At 36.2% G+C, this 19748-nt stretch carries 23 protein-coding genes; 9 read left to right on the top strand and 14 right to left on the bottom strand.

Annotated elements, in window-relative coordinates; translation table 11 throughout:
- Positions 1 to 21 precede the first annotated feature (21 nt).
- Both ACMAYL_RS01510 and ACMAYL_RS01515 read left to right on the top strand, forming a co-directional pair.
- Positions 22 to 894: a trypsin-like serine peptidase gene (locus tag ACMAYL_RS01510; protein WP_412463089.1), complete on the top strand. Its 873-nt coding sequence runs from the start codon at positions 22 to 24 to the stop codon at positions 892 to 894.
- A gap of 98 nt (positions 895 to 992) precedes the next feature.
- A complete protein-coding gene (locus ACMAYL_RS01515; RefSeq protein ID WP_412470627.1) occupies positions 993 to 4361 on the top strand; it encodes a hypothetical protein in 3369 nt (1122 codons plus the stop codon).
- 13 nt (positions 4362 to 4374) lie between these two features.
- Here ACMAYL_RS01515 and ACMAYL_RS01520 read toward each other — a convergent pair whose 3' ends face one another.
- The gene (locus ACMAYL_RS01520) at positions 4375 to 5208 is read right to left on the bottom strand and encodes a MipA/OmpV family protein (RefSeq protein WP_158246817.1); all 834 of its coding nucleotides are present in this window, start codon (positions 5206 to 5208) and stop codon (positions 4375 to 4377) included.
- Positions 5163 to 6287, bottom strand: coding sequence for a DegT/DnrJ/EryC1/StrS family aminotransferase (locus ACMAYL_RS01525; protein WP_412470628.1), 1125 nt, complete (start codon positions 6285 to 6287; stop codon positions 5163 to 5165). The genes ACMAYL_RS01520 and ACMAYL_RS01525 overlap by 46 nt, the downstream gene beginning before the upstream one ends.
- Before the next feature lie 225 nt (positions 6288 to 6512).
- Here ACMAYL_RS01525 and ACMAYL_RS01530 point away from each other — a divergent pair, with 225 nt between their 5' ends.
- The 3 genes from ACMAYL_RS01530 (at position 6513) to ACMAYL_RS01540 (ending at position 8694) form a co-directional block, all read left to right on the top strand.
- The gene (locus tag ACMAYL_RS01530; RefSeq protein WP_412470629.1) at positions 6513 to 7472 is read left to right on the top strand and encodes a hypothetical protein; all 960 of its coding nucleotides are present in this window, start codon (positions 6513 to 6515) and stop codon (positions 7470 to 7472) included.
- Positions 7473 to 7550: 78 nt separating this feature from the next.
- Positions 7551 to 8054, top strand: coding sequence for a hypothetical protein (locus tag ACMAYL_RS01535; protein ID WP_103217226.1), 504 nt, complete (start codon positions 7551 to 7553; stop codon positions 8052 to 8054).
- A 76-nt stretch (positions 8055 to 8130) separates the two neighbouring features.
- Positions 8131 to 8694, top strand: coding sequence for a hypothetical protein (locus ACMAYL_RS01540; RefSeq protein ID WP_412470630.1), 564 nt, complete (start codon positions 8131 to 8133; stop codon positions 8692 to 8694).
- Between the two features lie 205 nt (positions 8695 to 8899).
- Here the strand turns inward: ACMAYL_RS01540 and ACMAYL_RS01545 are convergent, their stop codons facing one another.
- The 5 genes from ACMAYL_RS01545 to ACMAYL_RS01565 all read right to left on the bottom strand — a co-directional run bounded on the left by ACMAYL_RS01545 (position 8900) and on the right by ACMAYL_RS01565 (position 12519).
- Positions 8900 to 9775 (bottom strand): CPBP family intramembrane glutamic endopeptidase, encoded by an 876-nt coding sequence (locus ACMAYL_RS01545; protein ID WP_412470631.1) that lies wholly within the window; start codon positions 9773 to 9775, stop codon positions 8900 to 8902.
- Positions 9772 to 10566, bottom strand: coding sequence for a hypothetical protein (locus ACMAYL_RS01550; RefSeq protein ID WP_412470632.1), 795 nt, complete (start codon positions 10564 to 10566; stop codon positions 9772 to 9774). The genes ACMAYL_RS01545 and ACMAYL_RS01550 overlap by 4 nt, the downstream gene beginning before the upstream one ends.
- Positions 10567 to 10642: 76 nt before the next feature.
- Positions 10643 to 11503: a trypsin-like serine peptidase gene (locus ACMAYL_RS01555; RefSeq protein ID WP_412470633.1), complete on the bottom strand. Its 861-nt coding sequence runs from the start codon at positions 11501 to 11503 to the stop codon at positions 10643 to 10645.
- Positions 11504 to 11687: 184 nt separating this feature from the next.
- The gene (locus tag ACMAYL_RS01560; RefSeq protein ID WP_412470634.1) at positions 11688 to 11966 is read right to left on the bottom strand and encodes a hypothetical protein; all 279 of its coding nucleotides are present in this window, start codon (positions 11964 to 11966) and stop codon (positions 11688 to 11690) included.
- 118 nt (positions 11967 to 12084) lie between these two features.
- A complete protein-coding gene (locus tag ACMAYL_RS01565; protein ID WP_412469550.1) occupies positions 12085 to 12519 on the bottom strand; it encodes a hypothetical protein in 435 nt (144 codons plus the stop codon).
- A gap of 109 nt (positions 12520 to 12628) precedes the next feature.
- On the opposite strand from ACMAYL_RS01565, the gene ACMAYL_RS01570 reads away from it, so the two are divergent.
- Complete coding sequence (locus ACMAYL_RS01570; protein ID WP_412470635.1) at positions 12629 to 13513, top strand: LysR family transcriptional regulator; 885 nt, start codon at positions 12629 to 12631, stop codon at positions 13511 to 13513.
- Here ACMAYL_RS01570 and ACMAYL_RS01575 read toward each other — a convergent pair.
- Positions 13502 to 13960, bottom strand: coding sequence for a hypothetical protein (locus tag ACMAYL_RS01575; protein WP_412470636.1), 459 nt, complete (start codon positions 13958 to 13960; stop codon positions 13502 to 13504). The genes ACMAYL_RS01570 and ACMAYL_RS01575 overlap by 12 nt on opposite strands.
- A gap of 72 nt (positions 13961 to 14032) precedes the next feature.
- Complete coding sequence (locus ACMAYL_RS01580; RefSeq protein ID WP_412470637.1) at positions 14033 to 14467, bottom strand: thioredoxin family protein; 435 nt, start codon at positions 14465 to 14467, stop codon at positions 14033 to 14035.
- Positions 14468 to 14624: 157 nt separating this feature from the next.
- On the opposite strand from ACMAYL_RS01580, the gene ACMAYL_RS01585 reads away from it, so the two are divergent.
- Positions 14625 to 15350 (top strand): hypothetical protein, encoded by a 726-nt coding sequence (locus tag ACMAYL_RS01585; RefSeq protein ID WP_412470638.1) that lies wholly within the window; start codon positions 14625 to 14627, stop codon positions 15348 to 15350.
- A 33-nt stretch (positions 15351 to 15383) separates the two neighbouring features.
- Here ACMAYL_RS01585 and ACMAYL_RS01590 read toward each other — a convergent pair whose 3' ends face one another.
- Complete coding sequence (locus tag ACMAYL_RS01590; protein ID WP_392991941.1) at positions 15384 to 15722, bottom strand: hypothetical protein; 339 nt, start codon at positions 15720 to 15722, stop codon at positions 15384 to 15386.
- 197 nt (positions 15723 to 15919) lie between these two features.
- Between ACMAYL_RS01590 and ACMAYL_RS01595 the strand changes: the two genes are divergently transcribed.
- Positions 15920 to 16228, top strand: a complete 309-nt coding sequence (locus tag ACMAYL_RS01595; protein WP_412470639.1) for a hypothetical protein — start codon at positions 15920 to 15922, stop codon at positions 16226 to 16228.
- Between the two features lie 32 nt (positions 16229 to 16260).
- Here the strand turns inward: ACMAYL_RS01595 and ACMAYL_RS01600 are convergent, their stop codons facing one another.
- The 4 genes from ACMAYL_RS01600 to ACMAYL_RS01615 form a co-directional block, all read right to left on the bottom strand.
- Positions 16261 to 16824, bottom strand: coding sequence for a hypothetical protein (locus ACMAYL_RS01600; RefSeq protein WP_412470640.1), 564 nt, complete (start codon positions 16822 to 16824; stop codon positions 16261 to 16263).
- Complete coding sequence (locus ACMAYL_RS01605) at positions 16805 to 17365, bottom strand: hypothetical protein (protein ID WP_412470641.1); 561 nt, start codon at positions 17363 to 17365, stop codon at positions 16805 to 16807. Before ACMAYL_RS01605 ends, ACMAYL_RS01600 begins: the two co-directional genes overlap by 20 nt.
- Complete coding sequence (locus ACMAYL_RS01610; RefSeq protein WP_412470642.1) at positions 17355 to 18131, bottom strand: hypothetical protein; 777 nt, start codon at positions 18129 to 18131, stop codon at positions 17355 to 17357. Before ACMAYL_RS01610 ends, ACMAYL_RS01605 begins: the two co-directional genes overlap by 11 nt.
- A 212-nt stretch (positions 18132 to 18343) precedes the next feature.
- Positions 18344 to 18895, bottom strand: a complete 552-nt coding sequence (locus ACMAYL_RS01615; protein WP_103217236.1) for a hypothetical protein — start codon at positions 18893 to 18895, stop codon at positions 18344 to 18346.
- Between the two features lie 184 nt (positions 18896 to 19079).
- On the opposite strand from ACMAYL_RS01615, the gene ACMAYL_RS01620 reads away from it, so the two are divergent.
- Positions 19080 to 19742 carry a hypothetical protein gene (locus ACMAYL_RS01620; protein ID WP_103217237.1) on the top strand — a complete coding sequence of 221 codons (663 nt, stop codon included), beginning with the start codon at positions 19080 to 19082 and terminating at the stop codon, positions 19740 to 19742.
- Positions 19743 to 19748 lie beyond the last annotated feature (6 nt).

Genomic DNA, 19748 nt, shown 5'->3' on the forward strand with positions numbered 1-19748 from the left:
AAATTCTATAATCGTTGTGTGATGAAATTACTTTTGGCCCTTACAATATTAGCAATCCTCTTATCTTGCCATGGGCAAGAAGCTAACATTGTTGTTAGCTCTCATAAAATGATTTACGGACAAGATAATCGCCAAGAGCTTGACTCTAAGAGTTTTCATTCAGTCTCAGATGCAACTGCCGCAATTATACACAAAAACAACTTGAAACAATTTGTGAGCATACAAGAACGCTCAAACTTGTGTTCTAATGAACGATTTTCCAAGCAAAATTCTATTGGTGAATGTAGTGCATTTCTAATTTCAAAGAATAAAATGATGACAGCAGGTCACTGTGTATTTTTAAACGATAAAGATCAATATAATTTTTGTGAAGATTTTGTCTTTGTCTTTGATTACACAAATGACAATTCAAACTTTAAGAAAGTATACGAGTGCAAAAAGGTATCTCATGTACTCTTTGACGAGGAAGAAGAGGCCGATGTGGCAATTATTGAACTGAAAGAAATTGTAAAAGATATTAAGCCTTTAAAATTATCGACAAATTTTAAAGAAGGCGAAGAGCTTTTAACTGTTGGAAGTCCTCTTGGAGCACCTTTAAAAATTGTAGATCATGCCAAGGTTGAATACGATAATGGCCAGACAATGGAATACAACCTCGATGTATTTGGAGGAAACTCAGGATCGGCGATTTATAGTATTGAGCAACAAGCTGTTATTGGTATCCATACATTTGGATCTGCTTGGTCGCTAATTGAAGATACGCATAAGGGTTGTATGCGCCACAATAGCTGCGAGCAAAGTCCACAAGATCCCTCATGTACTGGCACAGGTGGCCTTGCAGGAGGGATGCCTATTCGTGAAATACCATCTTATTTTCTTAATGATCTAAATTAATAAAGTTGGCACTCTAGTTGCATCATATATCTCTAAGAAATCATTGAGAGAGGTATATGGTGTTAAAATCTAAGTTTTTACTAGTTATTCTTTTGACAGTGACTATTTTTTCGACACAAGTGCAGGCCAAGCCTATGCACAGTGGTCCAATTAATTCTCGCGCCGATGAAGAATGGGGTAATGAAGAAGCATTAGTTTCACTTAAATGGCCTCTTAAATTTCTTCGCTATGATCTTCAGGACTTACTCGTTGGAGATGGTAAAGGTAGCTTTAAAGAGATCTCCAAGATTGACCTTGATCCCATCAATAGAACTTTTCACCTTGATGCCACCGTAAATATTCCAGACTCGATGCTTTTATCGATGGAAGATAAGGCCGGCGATAAGCTCTTAAATGAACACTCAATCTCTCTTGTTCTTGGCTTTCCTCCATATGTGCGTGGACAATATGTTGAGTTAACAATAGAGAAATTTGTCTTAGATGACGTTGATTATACAAATGGTATGCATATTGTAACTAATGTAACTGCGGCGCTTTTAAGAAATCGAAGCTTACTCAATTACTTCATGGCCGATGATAAGGCCCCTACAGATTATTCAGATGAAGACCTTTCTAAAACAATTAAAGATTTATTTGATAATGAAGATATCGTTTTAAAGGACAACCGAGTTCGTCTGCGTTTCAACTTTATGAAACTCTCCGGCCTAACACGTTACCGCGATCTCGAAAATCTTCAAGTTTGGTATATTGGCCCAAAGAAATTAAAAGGAACAAAGCAAGGGGCTTCATTTCTAATTGAAGGTGGAATTGGAAATCCTTCTCTTAGTTATATCAAAGGAATGAAAGAAGAAGGAAAGGTTGCTGCTGATGAGCTTAAAAAACTTCGTGAAGCGGAATATAAGACATATGGTTTTAGCGCTGATACTGAGCTAAGACTCTCCAAAATGCACTCAAGACTCCTAGAAGAGACAGGAATTTATAATTGGAATGATCGCGAAAGAATGATTATTAACGAAATTCTAAAAACGTCTATTACAAAAGCAAGAAAGGCCCTAAGCCTAAAAGACCTATATTTTATTGATGAGCCACAACTGGCAAATATCAAATTCTTTGAGCAAGCAGGCGAGTTTTTAAGAGTCTCTATTGCTGATTTAAAGCTTAGACATGCAGTTGATTGGGAAACTCGAAATGGAGGCCGAAAAGGCTCAGAGATGCCTTTTGTAAGCTCTCGCATCTCACAAAATGCGGTTTCACAATTCACAAATTTCTTTCGTGACTTCAAACTAATTGATAAGGAGCCACTATTTAAAGAATTGAATGTTGTGCTAGCTCCACATCTTCCTGGAATCATCTTAAGAGGACGTGTAAATCTTGAGCTAAACTCGCTATTTGAGATGGGCCTTGAAGGTGAAGGAATTGATTTTAACAATCCAGATATTCGCCTTGATAGTAAGACTTATGGTAACTCTGTTCCATTTGAAATTTCTTTATATACATATATGAGAGATAAGGGTGTTTTAGAGCTAGATATTAAAGATGCGACACTTGGTAGTGGAAAAAATAGCGTTCTTCTAACTCCTAAAACTGACAAAGGATACTTTCTTGAAGAGTTCACAAAGCTTGCAACAGCAAATATTTTAAAGACGTACCTAATTAGTGATCCTCTTGCGACAAAAGAAGATGAAGTTGTAGTTGATGAGGCAGAAGTAAAAAGAAAGCTTATCGAAAAACTTGAAAACTTCAAAAATAACTTTCAACTTGCACAAACTGTTAAGACAGAAGAAGAAATCATAGCGGTTAAAAAGCTTGATCTTCAAAGTCCATTTAATTCCATCCCTGAGGAGATGACAGAAGAAAACTTAGTTGAGTTCTTCAATAATATCCTTGGAATTGATCGCCGTACAGGTAGACTTCAGATCAATCTTGATCCGACTATTTTAAGTGAAAAGATTCTCTATGCTCAAAATAATGTACAAGTTTGGAATATAGAGCCAATCTTCGATAAATTAATGGATAAGACCTATATCGATCTAGCAATTGGTCACGGTGTAAGAACAAAAGACTTCTTATCAAATATTTATAATCGTCCAGAAAAGAAAGATAGCCTAAATTTTGTAGGTACTTCTGGTGATTTTAATAATGAAGGACCTACTGATTACTCATTTAAGATAAATCTTAGAGAATTCGAATCAATGGTTAACTCAATTCTTACGGCCTCTATTGCTCCTCAAGTAAAGGATGCAAAGGCACAGCTTGCCAAGCTTGAAGAAGGCAGTGTTAACGTCCTTGAAGACCTAACAGTAAGGTCACAAGGTGATAACCAGCTATACTTATCAATTGCCCTAAATCAAGTTGAAAAGAAGAAGCGCTGGTTTGGAGCAAGAATTGTTAACAATATCTTTGGCAACGAAGACAAGAATTATGTTATTGAGAATAATCGCTCATCAATAAGTGCAAGAATTAAGCTGCATGCTGTGCCTTTAAAAGACTATAAGAGTGATCTACTTGCAAAGAATCAGGATGAAATCTTTTTAGGAAATACTCTTCTAAAGATTGAATTAGAATCAATTGGTCGCACGGCAAAGAATCCTGGACTATTCGGATCGGTTTTAAACGCCATGATAGGGGATGTTAACCTTAAAAATGGCATCGTAGGCTCTAACCTTAAAAAGCTAGTCCTTAAGATTGCAGGGCCAATGCTAAACCCTACAGATGAGAGAAATGGTAATGCAACTCTAGCGGGATTTGCACTCAATAATTACTTAAAAGTATTTACGACTAAAAAAGATATCTTATTACAGCTTAATCCACGTCTTGCAGGCCCAGTATGGGATCTACTACTTGTCCAAGACCAGGACTTTAAGGGACGCAAGATTGGAATTGGTGTGGATTATCCAAGTGAGACAATTAACTTTGACTTTAAGATGGTCTTTAACCCATCGACAGTTGATAAGCATGAGCTTTATTTAATTATGAAGGAAGCAAGTGAGATTTCCCAATCAGTAAAAGATGGTAAGATTAAATCGACTGCAGACTTCTTAAAAGTTTATGATCGTCTTTTCTATAATAGTGACATCACAAAGCTTTCACTTAAGCATCGACTGATTAAAGTAATTGATAGCTACAATGCGCTTTCTGTTTTAAATGAAGAAGAGACTCATGCTGATAATTACTCAACAACTGGAGCAGAGCTTATGCAAATTGCCACAGCGGCAAAGGTTTTAAGAGATGCCTTAACAAGAGTAAGTGATCTTAAGCAACCAAAAGGTATTAGCACATATGCTAATAATGCACATAGAGTTTTAGCTGAGCTTGATGAAAGATTTATTGGGCCTTATTATCGACTTTATAATAAGCGCTACAAAGAGAACAATCTTAAGATCATAAATGCACAGATTACGGATTGGACGCTTTACATCCTTCCTGATGCACTCTTTGCACAGAAGGCCTTTGAGTTTCTTGACTAGATTTCACAAAAATCTAGCGAGTTGACTCTCCAAGAATATAATTTAGACCTAGAAAAATACTTTCGCGATAGCCTCTTTTAGTTAAGGGGCTATCTTCTACCGCTCCGGAATACTTCGTATACGAATAGAAGCTATTTAAAACGTATTTCTTTCCAATAGGGTAATTAACAATAAGCCTAGCACTTAGCTGATGAGAGGCCCCTGGAGTGTATTCAGGACGATCTGCACGAGCTTCAGCACTTGAGACACCAAAATAGTAGCGACTCCAATTGTCGCTATACTGAGAGTATGTGATACCTGGAATAAGAACGATCTTTTCACCCTTCCAAGGCTCAATTGGGAATGCCTTAGAGACTGAAACATAGTATTTGCTAGCTTCAGAGCGGCCACTAATATCGTGCGTATAACTAAATCTCGTCATAAACCACTTAGATGGCAGAATAAAGGTTAGCCCTAAATCAAGGGAGCGATCTCGCTCACGAAGTCCGTCATTATATGTACCAGCTTCGGCCTCGACTTTGTTAAAGTCTGGAGTAAGAGTTAGGCTTGTGAGAGGAAACAAGCGAAAGCTTGCTGCAATCCCACGAAATGAAAATCTCTTATAATTGTAGTTAATTGAGGGAACAACTGGGATATCGAATTGATCCCCAACTTTATAGAGAGAAGACGAGAAACTTGTTCCTAAACCAACTTGATTTGTTGGCGGCGGTCTCTTATCTCTTTGTCTTTCTAACTCGTTGATCCTCTCGGTTCTACCATTAGAAAAAACAGGGGCCGAAATAATAACGGCCCCTAATGTGATTATTTTGAAAAATAATTTTTTACGACTTGGCAAACGTACTCGCATTCTTCTTCCGTGATATAGGCGAAACATGGCAGGTTTAAAACTGCTTTACTAATATAATCAGCATTTCCGTGATCAATTGATCCAACACTATGGGCAGGAGCACCTTCTTGCTTGCTCATTGCACCTGGATAAATTGTTCCGAAACCTACATTTGCTTCTTTTAAAGCAGCTGATAGCCCATCTCTAAGCTCTGGCTCAATTAAAGCAACACTACAGTACCCATTTTCTCCTACGTGAGCTGGAACGTCTTGAATCTTAAGAGGAAGCCCCTGAAGATTCTTGCGATAGTATTCAACAGCTTTACGTCTTGAATCTAGTCTTGCATCGATATGCTCAAGAGATAGGTTTAGAAATAGTGATTCATAAGCACCAATTCTTGAGTTCCAACCAATTAGGCCGTGGCTATAGTGACTTGTACGTCCGTGGTTAATTAGAGTCTTACAAGTGTTAATTAGCGTTTCATCGTTTGAGAAGATTGCACCTGCATCCCCAGAAGCTCCAAGAACTTTTGCTGGATAAAAGCTTGTCGTTGAGATCTTAGCTGTTCCTAGAATCGACTCTCCATTGATTGTCGTTCCAAAACACTGAGCACCGTCTTCAATAAGCATTACGCCATTATCTTCAGCGATCTTTCTGATTTCCATTGTATCTGGACATGCCCAACCATATAGGTGAACAAGAATAGCTGCCTTAGGATTGAATTTTTCAACGGCCTCTTTAAAAGTATCTTTATCCCAGTGTAGAGTTTCACGGCTAACATCAACAGTTGCAGGGTTTGCACCTACGTTAACAACTGCCTCAAAAGTCGCCCAGAAAGTCATATCTGGAACTAATACAACGTCGTTTTTTTCAACGCCACTTGCTCTTAGAGCAATCTGGATTGCATCGGTACCGTTGGCACAACCAACTGCGTATTTTGCACCAGTCTTAGCTGCTAGCTTCTCCTCAAGCATATTAACCTGAGGTCCACCAATAAATTGTGTCTTATCAAAAAGTGTTTCAACGCCTGAAAGGAATTCATCACGAAACCCGTCTTCAAAGCGATTTAATGTAATAAATGGTACGCCGTTAACTGACATATTTCCTCGCATTTTTAAGTAATTACAAACATTATAGGGGAAAGAATATGACTTAGGAATAGCGAATATTATTAAATTTGGGTCAAAAATAGGGGATTTCAAAGGCGATTTCAAGCTGAGTTTTCAAGGCCTTACGGCCCAACTTTAATCAACAAAATCTATACACCACTATATATAGATTTCAACATCACTCATTGCGTTCAGATTATCTGTTATATAAATAAAATGAAAACAATCTCATTAGCTATTATTTCTCTAATATCAACTAATATCATGGCCTCTAGTGCGATCACGACGGAAAGTGAGTTTCGTGAAGTCATTGAGAGCGTCCTAAGTATCTACGACCAGAAGTTACCACAAGGCAATCAGCGCCAAGTTGATATTAACTGGGAATCTAAGACATTAAATGCGTCAGTTGGTTACAAGAGAAATTCAGAATCTGTGCGCTTTAGCTTTCACGGAGAGTTTGTTCGAAAAAACCAATTAACAAAAGATGCTTTTGCTCTTGTTGCTTGTCATGAAGTTGGCCATATCATTGGTGGTTATCCGAAGGTTATGCCGACCCAAAAGTATTCAAGTGAGGCGCAGTCTGATTACTTTGCTACTAATGAATGTTTAAAGAAATACTTTGCTTTAAATAACTCTGATAGCTTTGAGCTAAATGGTATTAGCGCTGAGAATCTTTTAGAGTGCAAGCAAGATAAATCATGCCTAAGAGGCCTTGGTGCCATTAAAGATGCTTCAGTCATTTATCCTGGAAGTAATATCAACGCTAAGTCAGATCATGTCTCAAAAGTGACAATCTTTAATGATTACCCACAAAGTCAGTGCCGTGTGGACACGCTAAAAGCAGGCCTTTTAAATCAGCCAAGGCCAAATTGTTGGTTTAAGTCTTATCAAGCTGAGCGCTATGAATATCAGTATGACTATGAATATGAAGAGGCCCAAGGTGTCGCAGAGATTACTGAAGTAACAGCAACAGATTTCGGTTGTCATATTCGTACGAAATACCCCGATGTATGGATGGGAAGTTACTTAAACCCTCTGTCAGAAAGCGAATTATTACTTAGAGGCGTGCGCTACGTAGGTACTAATTGCAAGTATCAAGTAGGGGATACACTTAGTGGTGCCATGACCCTATTTCGTGGGAATTTATACCTAAATCTAAATCCAACGGATAAGTAAATCTTAAGTTTTCTTAACTATTAAGATCGCCCCCATTTGCATAATAATTGTTAAATATTATTTACAGTTGGGGGACAAATGAAGATTTTAACTAAAATCTCTATTGCATTAACATTAATTTCAGCAGTATCAACAATCGCAGCAACCGTAGACTTTGGGACAACGAATCACATTGCATTCCGTTGCCAAGTAGATATCTTTGAGAAGGTTGTTAATCCAGTCTCATACCGTGCCTATGCCGGAAGACTTATTAATTCAGTATTTCACGAACAGTACAATAATATCACAGGCCCAGACCTAAAAATGCTTATGGATTATGGCAATGGGCGCGCACTTTTTTCTAATGTAATTATTGGTGGAAATGGCTATTTCAAATGGTCTGTTGTGGAAACCGATGATCATGCAATTGATATATTAGATGCAAAATGGCCTATTTCGGCCCGTGTTCTATACAGTCCGAGACACTTTGATCGTGCCAAAAATGGAAAAGCAATAGGAGAGTCAAACGACCATCTCTATCGCGTTGAATGTTTTGAAGTAAAACAAGCACCTGGTGACGACGATATCGTTATTGGTGTCTAAAATAGTGATTGAAAAATCCCCTTCTTTTATGAAATAATTTTTGCTTACTTATTGTTTTATAAAAGAAGGATTTTTCATGAAACTTTCCCTGGTCATTTTAGCAGCTATTTTTAGCTGTTACTCATACGGCTTAAATTTTCAAAATACACAGCAAAATACCTATGAAGCTGCGACTTTAATTGGTGGTGTTGGCATCAAATGCGACAACGGCTCAAATCAGGCCGTAAAGGCGTTTGGATGTAAAACGCGACATCTATATCCCGTAAGATTTGAAGACTTCATTGTGGGGCAAAATCTAGAGGCCGATAAAATCGTCGTGTCATACACGGACGAAAAAGGCCGAAATAAATCGAAAACTCTCCGTTACGATATGACTAGTCAGCGCACGAAAACTTCAGTCAATCTATGGGCCAAAAACCTTCGAAAAAAACCTGTGCTACACACGGGCAAAAATATCATAAAAATGAGCGCATATTTCAAAGGCCGTTTAGTTGAAGAAAAAACACACGAAATCTTTGTTGAAGATCTAGGTCAAATTTCATGTGGATCACAGATGTTTATCTCACGTGATATGTCAGATTGTTTCTCAGCGGCCAGAGCATGTGAGAAGCTATATCAACTGACAAATTTCTGTCGTTAAAGCTTGTTAAAATTTGCCTAGATGTATGAGGCGATATTTCAAGATATAATCATTAACATAAGTTATAATATGGACTTACCCCATATAACGAATATTATGTGGGGTAAAATATTTTCCCCTTTTGTCACTATACCTATCTAATTAGATCTAAAATTACGCTTTAATTTTGGCATAAAAAAATACAACAACCCTTACCACAGAATCTCTATAACTGAACTCTTAGGCCTTGCCTATGTTGTTTGCTTGACTTCTTATTTTGCATAATTGTTATAACTATAAATGTTAGCCCAACCAAAATGCTAAATATCATTTCAATGTACTCACCAGTTTTTGGATTAGATGGCCTTATTAGATAAATACCTGAGACCGTATTGTTTATTCCGTGTAAAACAGCACAAACCCAAATTGAATTAGACTTTATTTTAAACCACCCCAGGGCAAAGCTCATAAAAATAATAATTAAAGGGAAAGTAATAAAGGTAGTCAGAAAAACGTTCTCTGCACCATTTACACCTCCTAGGTTTGCAGGAATATGCCAATATGCCCAAATCAATCCAACGAGAAGCGTTCCCTTTAAAAAGCCGTACTTAGTAGTTAAAGTATCTTGTAAATACCCTCTCCATCCAATCTCTTCTCCAAGAGTGGCCATAATTGTTGTTGGAATAGTTCCAATTAGAATTGTTATAAATAGATTCAAAGCAAGGAATGAATATGACTGCTCACCTGTCCCTAGCATTAAACCAATTTTTTTAACTTCAGCTATTCTGGAAAAATCGGGACTCAAAACAAAGCTTTCGCTATTCCATGCCCCTAAATCAAGCATATAAAAACTTAACTGTGACAGGATGTATGGCGTCAGTGCAACGATAGGCGTGAGTGCCATATATTTAAAAGAAAAAACTCTTAGATTTTTAATAACGTCTTTAGCTTCTTCACCAAGTCCCAGTAGGCCAATCGCAGGAGTCCACATCGCAATAATTAGGAATAAACTATTCTTGTAATAAAGAAATAATCCCTGACAAAGAAAACCACTAATAAAAGTAATTAACAAAAATTTAAAAAGCTTCTTATCTTTAATCATAGAACCTGAGTAACCATATTGCATCGAACAAACCCTTTCTTCAGATTCTCTTTCAATCTTGTTGTACTAACTAAATCTGTTACTGAAGAATTATCTTCAGCATATTTAACTGCACAGCGGGTAACTTTCTCACCTTGTGATTTACAAAGAGCTGCAGTATCAAAAAATTGAGTAATAAGTTTTCCAAATGATGATTCGTTAGAGATATTTCCGACACACTTCACTGTTTCATAATCATACTCATGGCATAACATTAGATTGTAATTAAAACCGTAAGTCGAAAGAAGTGAGCTCGTCGTAACTGCACATTCAATAGTTTCACCTGAATACTTCTTACAAGTCGTTAAGTTGTCCTTAAATGAATTAGGTATCCATATTGAGTTATTATCAGATAAATCTAATGAGCAGTTTATATCTTCTTGACTCTCGCTTGCGCAGTAGCTTACAGCTTCTTTGATATTTAAATTTGAAACTTTTTTATTCAGGTCTTTCCCACACTCTAGTTGATCACGTGTGTAATTTAAGCATAATTCAATACCCGCTTTAATATCTCGTGGTGATAGATCTACCCCACACATTATATTTTCAATATCTAGTGAATATTCTCGGCAAAGATTAAGCGCCTTTACTTGGGAAAGTTTCGTGTTACTTGCTGTGTTTTTAAGGATCTCAATTGAGCAATCAAATTGTTCCTGTGTTACCTCGTTTACACTTGAACAACTGTCTTGTGCTACGATACGCATCGAAAACAGTAATGAAATTGTAACTATAGAAAATTGCATAATTTTCATGAAAAACTCTCCTAATGATAAACATTTAGAGAGTGATACTATTTTTATTGAAGTAGATAAATACGACCTATAATAATTACTTTCCTTTGATAGTGAATTTCATCCATTTTTTATCAGGAACTCCACCATTTATGATTGTTTGAAAGTCTTCGAGTCTAGAGTTTGTGATCTTTGCACCAAGATTAATCGAAGGTAACTCTGAGCTAACGATACCAAATACTTCATAATCATGAGAATTTTGGTTGTATCTAAGAAGTGGCCCTCCAGATTGACCTAAATAAGTATCACACTCAAACTTAATACTACTTCTATTAAAGAAACGATTTTTAACCTTACAATCTTTTTGAAAGTACTGAGTTCCTATTATTAGATCACCAGGATAACCAATTGTCAGAATTTCATCAGTCTTTTTTGTGGGTCCATCAGCTGTCATCTGAAATTCACCAAGTAGCCTACCAGCAGATTCACCCCGAGAATTCTTTTTGATTTTTATGATCGCAATATCAGTATTAGGATCTACTGTTTCTAAATCTTCTTCGAAATATTCCTTTAGAATATAGGCTTGAGTAACAATGAAGCCACCTTCGGGCGTACTTTCACTCGTTAGCTGCCCAGGATAAAAAATAGTATCTGTCTTAATGTATATTTTCAGACTCATAATACAATGAGCGGCCGTAATAACATAATCATCTGCAATGAGAGAACCTGTACAAGTAGAAGTACTAATAGAATTCCTTAAGGGAATTGTTGAAACTAACTGGCCAACTCTATTGCTTAAACTGCGGGGGAGATTATTTGCACTTATTCTTCTGTCATCCTTACCTATAACACTATTACCTGCAATAATTTGATTATTAGTGTTAATGCTATCTTTTCCACAGCTAGTACTTAGAATAGCAAGCATGAGTAATGGTAGAATTTTTAACAACTTAGACATATAACTTCCTCAATTTTGTTAAATAATAGCGTATTACTTGATTACAATGATATCTATTGAAGCTTTTACTGGTACTGTTAAATTAATATACGACCACTCCCCTTACCAAGAGCGCTTTATTAGTGATAAAAAAAGCAGAGAAAAATCTCTGCCTTAACTATATCTTTTTAAATTTTATTTCTTACTATTTACACACATCAATCGAACGATATTTCTCGTAGTCTGAATAAGCATCGCCATAACTCGAGTAGCATTTTGCATTTAGCGCATTCTTCTTGATTGAACCATCGGCCGATAATGTAAAAGCAATAATTCGGTACTCATCACAAGTGTATTTACCTTCAACGGCATTCATATCATTACCTTCAAAAATTCCACAATTTAATGGAAATTGGTTAAGCGCCTGACTTGCAACAACGTTAAGTGCACAAAATGTCGAAATTAAGATTAATAATTTTTTCAAGTGGGACTCCTATTAACTAAAATTACAATATTTTATTTACTATGCCAGAAATTCTCATCCCAAAGGTCTTATTTGTAATGTTTTTAGCTATGTCCATAAAGTTAACGGCTTGTCTCCCCTACAAATTCTTAAATTCAATGGCAGTATATCCATTGAAGTCTATATTCATTACGTATTGGTTTCGTGTGACATATTCGCGGTAATCATCACAGTCATCATAGATTTCAAATTCTACTTCATTTAATTGTGCAATCAACTTCAGTGATTCATTTAATCTGTTAGTGATGAAATCATAAGCTTTTTGCGCTAGCGAAGGCTCCATAAATTTCGACTGAAAGAAGACCTTTTCATCATTAACTTGTGCCCAAAATACGATATTTGAAACATTAGTGTAGACGCTCTTGATCTGCAGGCTTTCACGATAGACTTTGGCCGTTGTGAGATACCCTGGTCTAATTGAAACTATATACTCATTATAACCAAAACAGCCTGATGCATATGCATTCGTAAAAGTTATTAAATTTACAATAAATAAAGCGGCCAAAACCTTCATAAACTCTCCTATTAGTTATAAGTTGAAGTATTTATAGTTGAAACCACTCAATAGATATAATATATAATAAACATAATTATCATTCTTAATATGAATAATAGGAAGTCTTATGGAATTAGGTCATTTAAAGCATTTCTACTACGTCGCAAAGTACGGAGGCTTCACAAAGGCGTCTAAGAAGCTCTACGTCCAGCAACCATCGATTAGTAAAACAGTAGCCCTATTAGAAGATCAGCTTGGTGTGAAACTCTTAAACCGTGAAAAGAGAAAGACGACCCTCACTGATATTGGCCAAGAGATCTATGCCAAATGTGACCTTATTTTTAAAACAGTTGAAGATATCGAAAATATCGTAAGTGACGGAAAATTTGAATGCTCAGGCCCTTTAAAGTTTTGTGCTAGTGAGCCGATTTCTGCATACTTTGTTCCTCGAATCTTAAAAGAATTCCTTAGTGAATATCCGCAGGTACAACCAGCGTGTTTTACAAGTTTCTCATCTGATTTATTTAATAAGATTGAAGACGGAGAGTTTGAATTTGGACTCTTTTTTCATACGCCAGAGATGGCCAAATACGCCCACAAACTTGAATTAGAGGAAGTTGCATCAATTCCCTATGATTTAGTTATTAAGGCCTCTGAGCATAAGAATTTGGACGTTATACGATCATTCATTGGCTCACGTGAAGTAGATGATGTGACAACGAAGAAATACCCGACAATTTCTAAGATGAATAAGGATTATAAGAACGTTAAGATTACTATCTCATCAAATAGCTTAACGTCACACAAGGAAATGGTCTTACAAGGCCTTGGGGTTTCAATCCTTCCGTCAATTATGGTTGAAAAAGAAATCAAGGCAAAAGAGCTTAAAAGATTATATCCAAAGGGGACATTTCACTTCCCTCTTAAGCTTGTCACAAAGAAGAATCACTTTCTTTCACGAAATGCACAGGCGTGGATTAAGTGCTTAAAAGAGCAATTATCAATCATTTAAACAGCTTGAAATAACTTGGTAGCCAGCAAGAATGATATCAAGTCTCCAGGCCGATGCTCTGACAATTTTTATAACCTGCTTCTTATCTTCTTTGCTAAGCTCACAGTAGCCTGCACTCAGATAACAAGGAACGTGGTGAGAGATGGCAGTTTTCTTAAACTCTCGACAACTAGACTTAGAAGAAATGTCATTCATGCCCGAGATTAGGCAGGCCTTAACATCCTGAATCCATTTCTTACCCTCTTCAGAAAACTTCTCAACCCTAGAATCGAATTTGTTGCAATATTTTTGCCCGAAGGCCAAGGGATAACCACGTTTTCCACATACTCGCTCTTTTTCTATACAGCTGTAATATGCACAGTCGTCACTTAGATCAGCACAATCATTTGCAGCAAACGAATGCGTGGCCAAAAGAATGGAGAAAAAGGTGAAAATGATAGATTTCATAAGCAATAAGTAGCAAACTTCTCGTTGCTTAGTAAACTTAATGAAAAGTTTATATTCTCTTTACAAGATGGCCTATGCAAAAAAGATAGCTAGAGCAAAGGCAACTAACAAACTAATGACGATTGCTTCAAAGAAGTAGTTCTTCTTTGTCTCCGGTGCCTTAAACTCACCTGTTAAACGAAAGTGTGAGTCGTTGATATTGTTTATCACGTATTGAATTTCCCCTAGAGGTGTAATTCCTGTGAAGTCATAAAGAACTTCTCGGTTTTCACAAATGGCCGTGTATGGAACTCCACGAACACCAAAGTGATCCGCAATCTCAGGACTCTCCATGGTATTTACTTCATATACATTCACGTCTGGATTATTCTCATTTAAGGCATCAAAGACAGGTGCCATTGTTTTACATGGGCCACAAGTGTCAGAATAAAACTTGATAACGAAAACGCCTCTTTCACTAGATACAACAGATTCAAAGTTTTCATTATTTATTCTTTTTATATTCATAAAAGCACCACCCTGATAAATTCAATCTTACTATAACCATTCACATTAAAATTTACAACAAACTTAATTGGATATAACAATTTGTATTCAGGTGGCGTCTACCTTCTATTTACAGTAGAATAGTATTTTTAACCTACATAAAGAAAAGGCATATATTATGAGAGGGACTTTCTTCTTAAAACCATTAGAGTTGAATTTAGAGCTTGCTGGCGAGAGCTGGCCCCAGGGCGATCAGATTAATGGAGAGCTTACAATTAAGGCCCATGGTGAAGCCGATCTATCAAAAATAGGCATCCACCTGTGTGAAGTGAATATAAAGAAGTTTAAGGCCAAAGACGAATCGGCATTTAAAGTTATTGAAACTGTTAAAGCCGACGGTGAGCAGACAAGATTTAACTTTAAACTAGCAGAAAATTGTCTTATTACAGAAAAAGCAACTTCTCTTTATGTTATCTGTGGAGATATTGATACACCATTTGAGTGTGGCCATCTTCAACTTGAAGTCCTTCCAAATAAGAATATTTTGAGCTTCATTGAAATCTTTGAAAATTTTCTTAAATTCAAATTTAAGCCACTTAAAAATAAGGCCGGAATGATTCAAGCAAAAATCACTCCACCAGATATTAAAGACTGGACAAGTATTCAGACGATGAATCTAGGAATGTCTTGTATTGATAATATTCTTTCACTCGATTTCGCTTTTAAAGTGAAGAAGATGTCATACGAAGGCGGCGCTGTGGAGACGAAAGAAGTTAAGATTAACAATAAAGTTGAATTTAAACCTAAGGATTACATCCTTTTTGAAAGTACACTAAATCAAGATTTCATTACTGGAGAGTTAAACAAAGTTCTGGATGAGGTAAGGTTTAAGCCGGTTGTCTAATAAATGAAATATGGCCACTGATGTGGCCCTTTTTTATTTCGAAGAAACCTTCATACAGTTCTTACTTTCATAATTCTTTTTAACGGCTATAATCTGACCTCTAACACTAGCAAGTTCAAAGGCTTCAACGCCATCGCCTTTTCCTATGCCTCCAAACATGAGTGCCTGGCTATAGCTATCATCAACCCTTCTTCGTTGAGCATCAACAAGAACCTTCTCATGCTGCTTTAATCCGCCATACTCACTTACAAGCATCTTGCAATCAAAGTTTGCGTATTTTTGTGGTGAAACATAACTTGCTTTTACATGCTCTGGTTCAGTCGACATATTTGCACAGCTTGTAAGCAGAAAAAATAGAACGATCTTTTTCATAACTCTCCCTATTGAATTCTTTTGTTTTATATCGGTGTAAATTCACCAATTAGTGAACGATTTCAACACCTTAAGAATTATTCGAGAATTACTTGGTAAGCATACGAATTTATTATTTTGTGATTTGTACCCTTGCTTACTCTTTACATAGTTCAACTAACTATAGAGAATTAGAACAACACAATTACACAAGATTTATGAGACAATTACTATTACCTATTTTAATATCACTACTTATTCAGCAAGCTCTTTACGCATGTGAAATAAGTGTAGAAAACTTTAGCTTCGACTATGTCGAAGATGTTTCACTTACTAGTGATGAATGTCGCCTTATTAATAATAGAGTCATTCAGCTAAAGCAGGAATTTCAACTAACAAATAAAGCCCAAAAACAAAATCAAGAAAAGTATATCAGCAACTCCGAAACCATCAGCCTTCAGATTCAACAACTTCGAATTAATGGCCAGGTTTACGGACAAGTCTTGATCGGTAAGTTTTTACTCTAGGGCGCCCCTTTTATTCTTTTAATAGAACTTCTTTATCCTTTAAAGTAATCCCATAGCTTCACAGCAGGCACAGAGTTTACCGCTACGAGAAGAATACTTGAAACAGATAAGAGCGTTCCAATTAATAACCAAATCGTTGAAACAAGAAAAACACGAATAGGTTTAAATTCAATTTTCTTTGTTAAGTAGTGATATGAAAGGATCAATAAAATAGTCCCATATGATAGGAGCATCACATAATATAATTTTTTTGCGAAGTACATATTTAGCCCCATAGAGACGCATGGGAAAAGAGCAAAAACCAAGTGGTAGAAAATCTCAGTATTTTTAAAACTTGTATCAATACGTTCTAATAACTTGCAAAATAAGAAGAGAACAAATAAGGCAAATATTACAGAAGAAAGGTTAATCCACAAATTAAATGCGACTGCAAAGAAAATATAAGCTAAATTTGCGACAAAGCTTCTCTCGCTAATTATTGCTTGTGTTACCATAAATGTGCCTGGACTTGCGCCAGCAGCAAATATTAATAGCCCAATAAAACTGAAGAAGAACTTCTTTTTCTTATACATGTCTCTAAATAAGCTTCTTATCATACGCAACCTTTAGACTGCGCTCGACTAGATTGTTCACAACCTCACCAGACGGGTTAATTTGAAACGGCATAGCGAAAGCGAAGAACAGCTGAAAATAAGTTTCGAGTCCGTCGGCAACACTAAAGCGATCAATTTCATTTCCCTTAGCATCTTCAACGATTGTAGTGGCCCTAAGCCATGTGGTTTCCTTAGCCGGTATAACTGTTAAAGTCATAGCAGATAAGAATGAAGCAGGACCGGCTTCTTGATAGACCTCTATTGTGATCTTAAGCCTGCGACTTTCCTTTCTATTCTTACAACTTTTTAAACTACAGATTTCAAAGTCCTTAAGCTCGACCGGATTAAGTCCTAGCGAAACACCAAGAGGCTTCGAACTACGTTTCCCATCAGCATTGCCATTATAATAGCGTGGGATGACCAAAATCTTTGCATAGCGACTCTTATCGCGTTTATAGCGGGCCTCATTTTCAGCGCTCAGCTTCTTTGTTGCACAAGATAGTGATGAAAATAATATGATTAAAAGTAGCAGCTTAGACTTCATTTCTTTGTCCCTTTTTCTTATATTCATCCATGTCAGTTATGATCGTATCAATTAAAACCTTCTTGTAGAGTTTAAACTCTGGACCTTCATAGATTTTGATAATTTTCTCTATGTCTTCATCTTTGATATTTTTGATGACAAGAAAGTAATATGGTAACGAAATTTCTCTTGAAACCTTCATCATGCTAGAGAAGTTGATCTTTAGAAATGTTTTTGTTTCGTATTTAGGAATTTTGTCGGTCATTCTTTTTAAAACTTCATCGGCAACACTAAAAGAAAGCTCTAGTTCAAGAATTTTTTTGGCATATGCAATTTTCTTCTTGTTTGCTTTTTGGTCAAATTTCTTGAAGCTGTTAACAATCTCATTCGTATTCACGCTATTATAGAAGTTTCGTTTATGATCATAATTCTTCCAAGCGGGGTAATCACTTAGCTTATAAGCGAAACTATAAGTCTCATCCCTTTTCGTTTTTGACTTGAGATTTTGCTTATACTTTGCATATAACTTATCGGCATCCAAAGTACTATAATATAAATAGGCCGGATTATTTTTAAGCTCGGGGTATTTTGATACAGGGATTTGAGAATACTGATATTTCACATTGGCCAACATTCTAAAATATTCAATAGAAAAAGATCGATAAGCTGTTACATTGATAAGTCTTTCGTGATCTAAAACTTCAAGTGGCCTACGAGACGGATTTGAGCATGAGCTAAGTCCTAAGATAATAATCGCAACAAATACAAATAATCTTGTATATTTCAAGAACTCCCCCTTAAGAAAACAATAACTTAATCTTAACCTCGTTTAGAGCTCTAGAGTATCAATTCATAATGATAATAAGACTGCTTTAGCTTCTTTTAAAGTTACCAAGCTAAGTAACTGGAATATTTTATTGGCCTTAAATCTTGTAATACAGGAGAGTTATCTTTGATTGCTTCTAAAGCGGAAAAAGGTGCCAATTTTCTAAGTTTCGCTCATGGGATAAGCCCAATCTTTCGCTCTAGGCTTCTGTCATGTTGAAAAAACTTAACTTGGCTACGATAGAAGTCCACCACAGTTTTCTCCATTTCTGGATACACACTCTCCGCTAAGAAGCTTTCTAACTCTTGGGACTTGATCTGCATATCAGGCTTGTCTTGCACATACTTAAAGAGAATTGCGTCTTTGCCTTTCTTGTAGCTAAAATCAAACTTAATATTTTCTGCTGGTTGCAAACTCTTATTACCATCCATGTGAAGTCTAAGTAGGATTGAAAAAATCCAATAACCATTTTCAGCAAGCTTTACGGCCCCGTGAGGTGTATAGGAGACGTCCTCATCAATAGGTGAAAAATATTCTCCTTCATCTTCTTCACTAAACTGAATGGTTGGAACGAGCTTAATAAGATCGTACTCACTCTCTGCAATACCCAAATGACTTTTAAAACCTTTAAACAAAGTTGCTGCAAAATTTGAGGCATCATCATGGGTTTTAAAGAAGAGCTCTCGAGATTTCTTATATTCGCTACATAGATCCAAGTATGACATGAAGGGTTTATCGGGATCGTTTAAACATCTAAGTACTTAAATATTCTTAAAAAAGTGTAAAGCTTACACACTTTTTGAAAACGTCACCTGATGTAAATGAGAGAAATTCAGCTATCGATTATCTTGTCCTCACAGAAAAACAATCAAACAAACAAAACATGATTATAAAAACGAGGAGAAAATTATGAAAAAATTATTATTAGCACTAGCATTAGTATCAACACTTTCAGCATCTGTTTCAGCTAATTGTGTAGGAATTTATGAAAACACTACAATCCAGCACAATGAGAAAGCTTCTAAGAATGTCTTAGCAGTTATGGGCAGTGAGTATAAAGATATGTTCGAATTTCTATTGGCAAGTGGAGATGCATACTCAATTATTGTATCGCCACTTGCTGCAGTATTGGTATCACCAATTGTTCTTTATAAGTCGATTCATTACAAAGGGACGTATAAATTCTATAAGAGATTTGTGTCGACGATGAACGAAAATAGTGAAGATCATAAGAAAGACTTTAAAAAATTTAAACGCTCAGTTGCAAAACGTTTTAAAATTTCGAATGAAGAATTCCTTGATGTATTAAAGGATCTAAATGACAGCAGGTCACTTTGTGAAGGGTATAAGAGAAATACAGTTTTAACAGAAGAAGGTATAGCGTACCTTGAGTCAAGAGGCTATAAGACATTTCTTCAAGCAGCTCTAAACGGAAAAAGAGATCCTGTAACATTTAGAGAATTACAATCAAATCCAAGATACTTCACAGTTGTTTACGGCGGAGTAATTGATGCATATGATTTTAAAAAGATCGTAAGAGCAGAAATTGAAGCTCGCGGTTACGAAAAATAATTAATA

The organism is Halobacteriovorax sp. RT-2-4, assembly GCF_047085445.1.
GTDB lineage: Bacteria > Bdellovibrionota > Bacteriovoracia > Bacteriovoracales > Bacteriovoracaceae > Halobacteriovorax_A.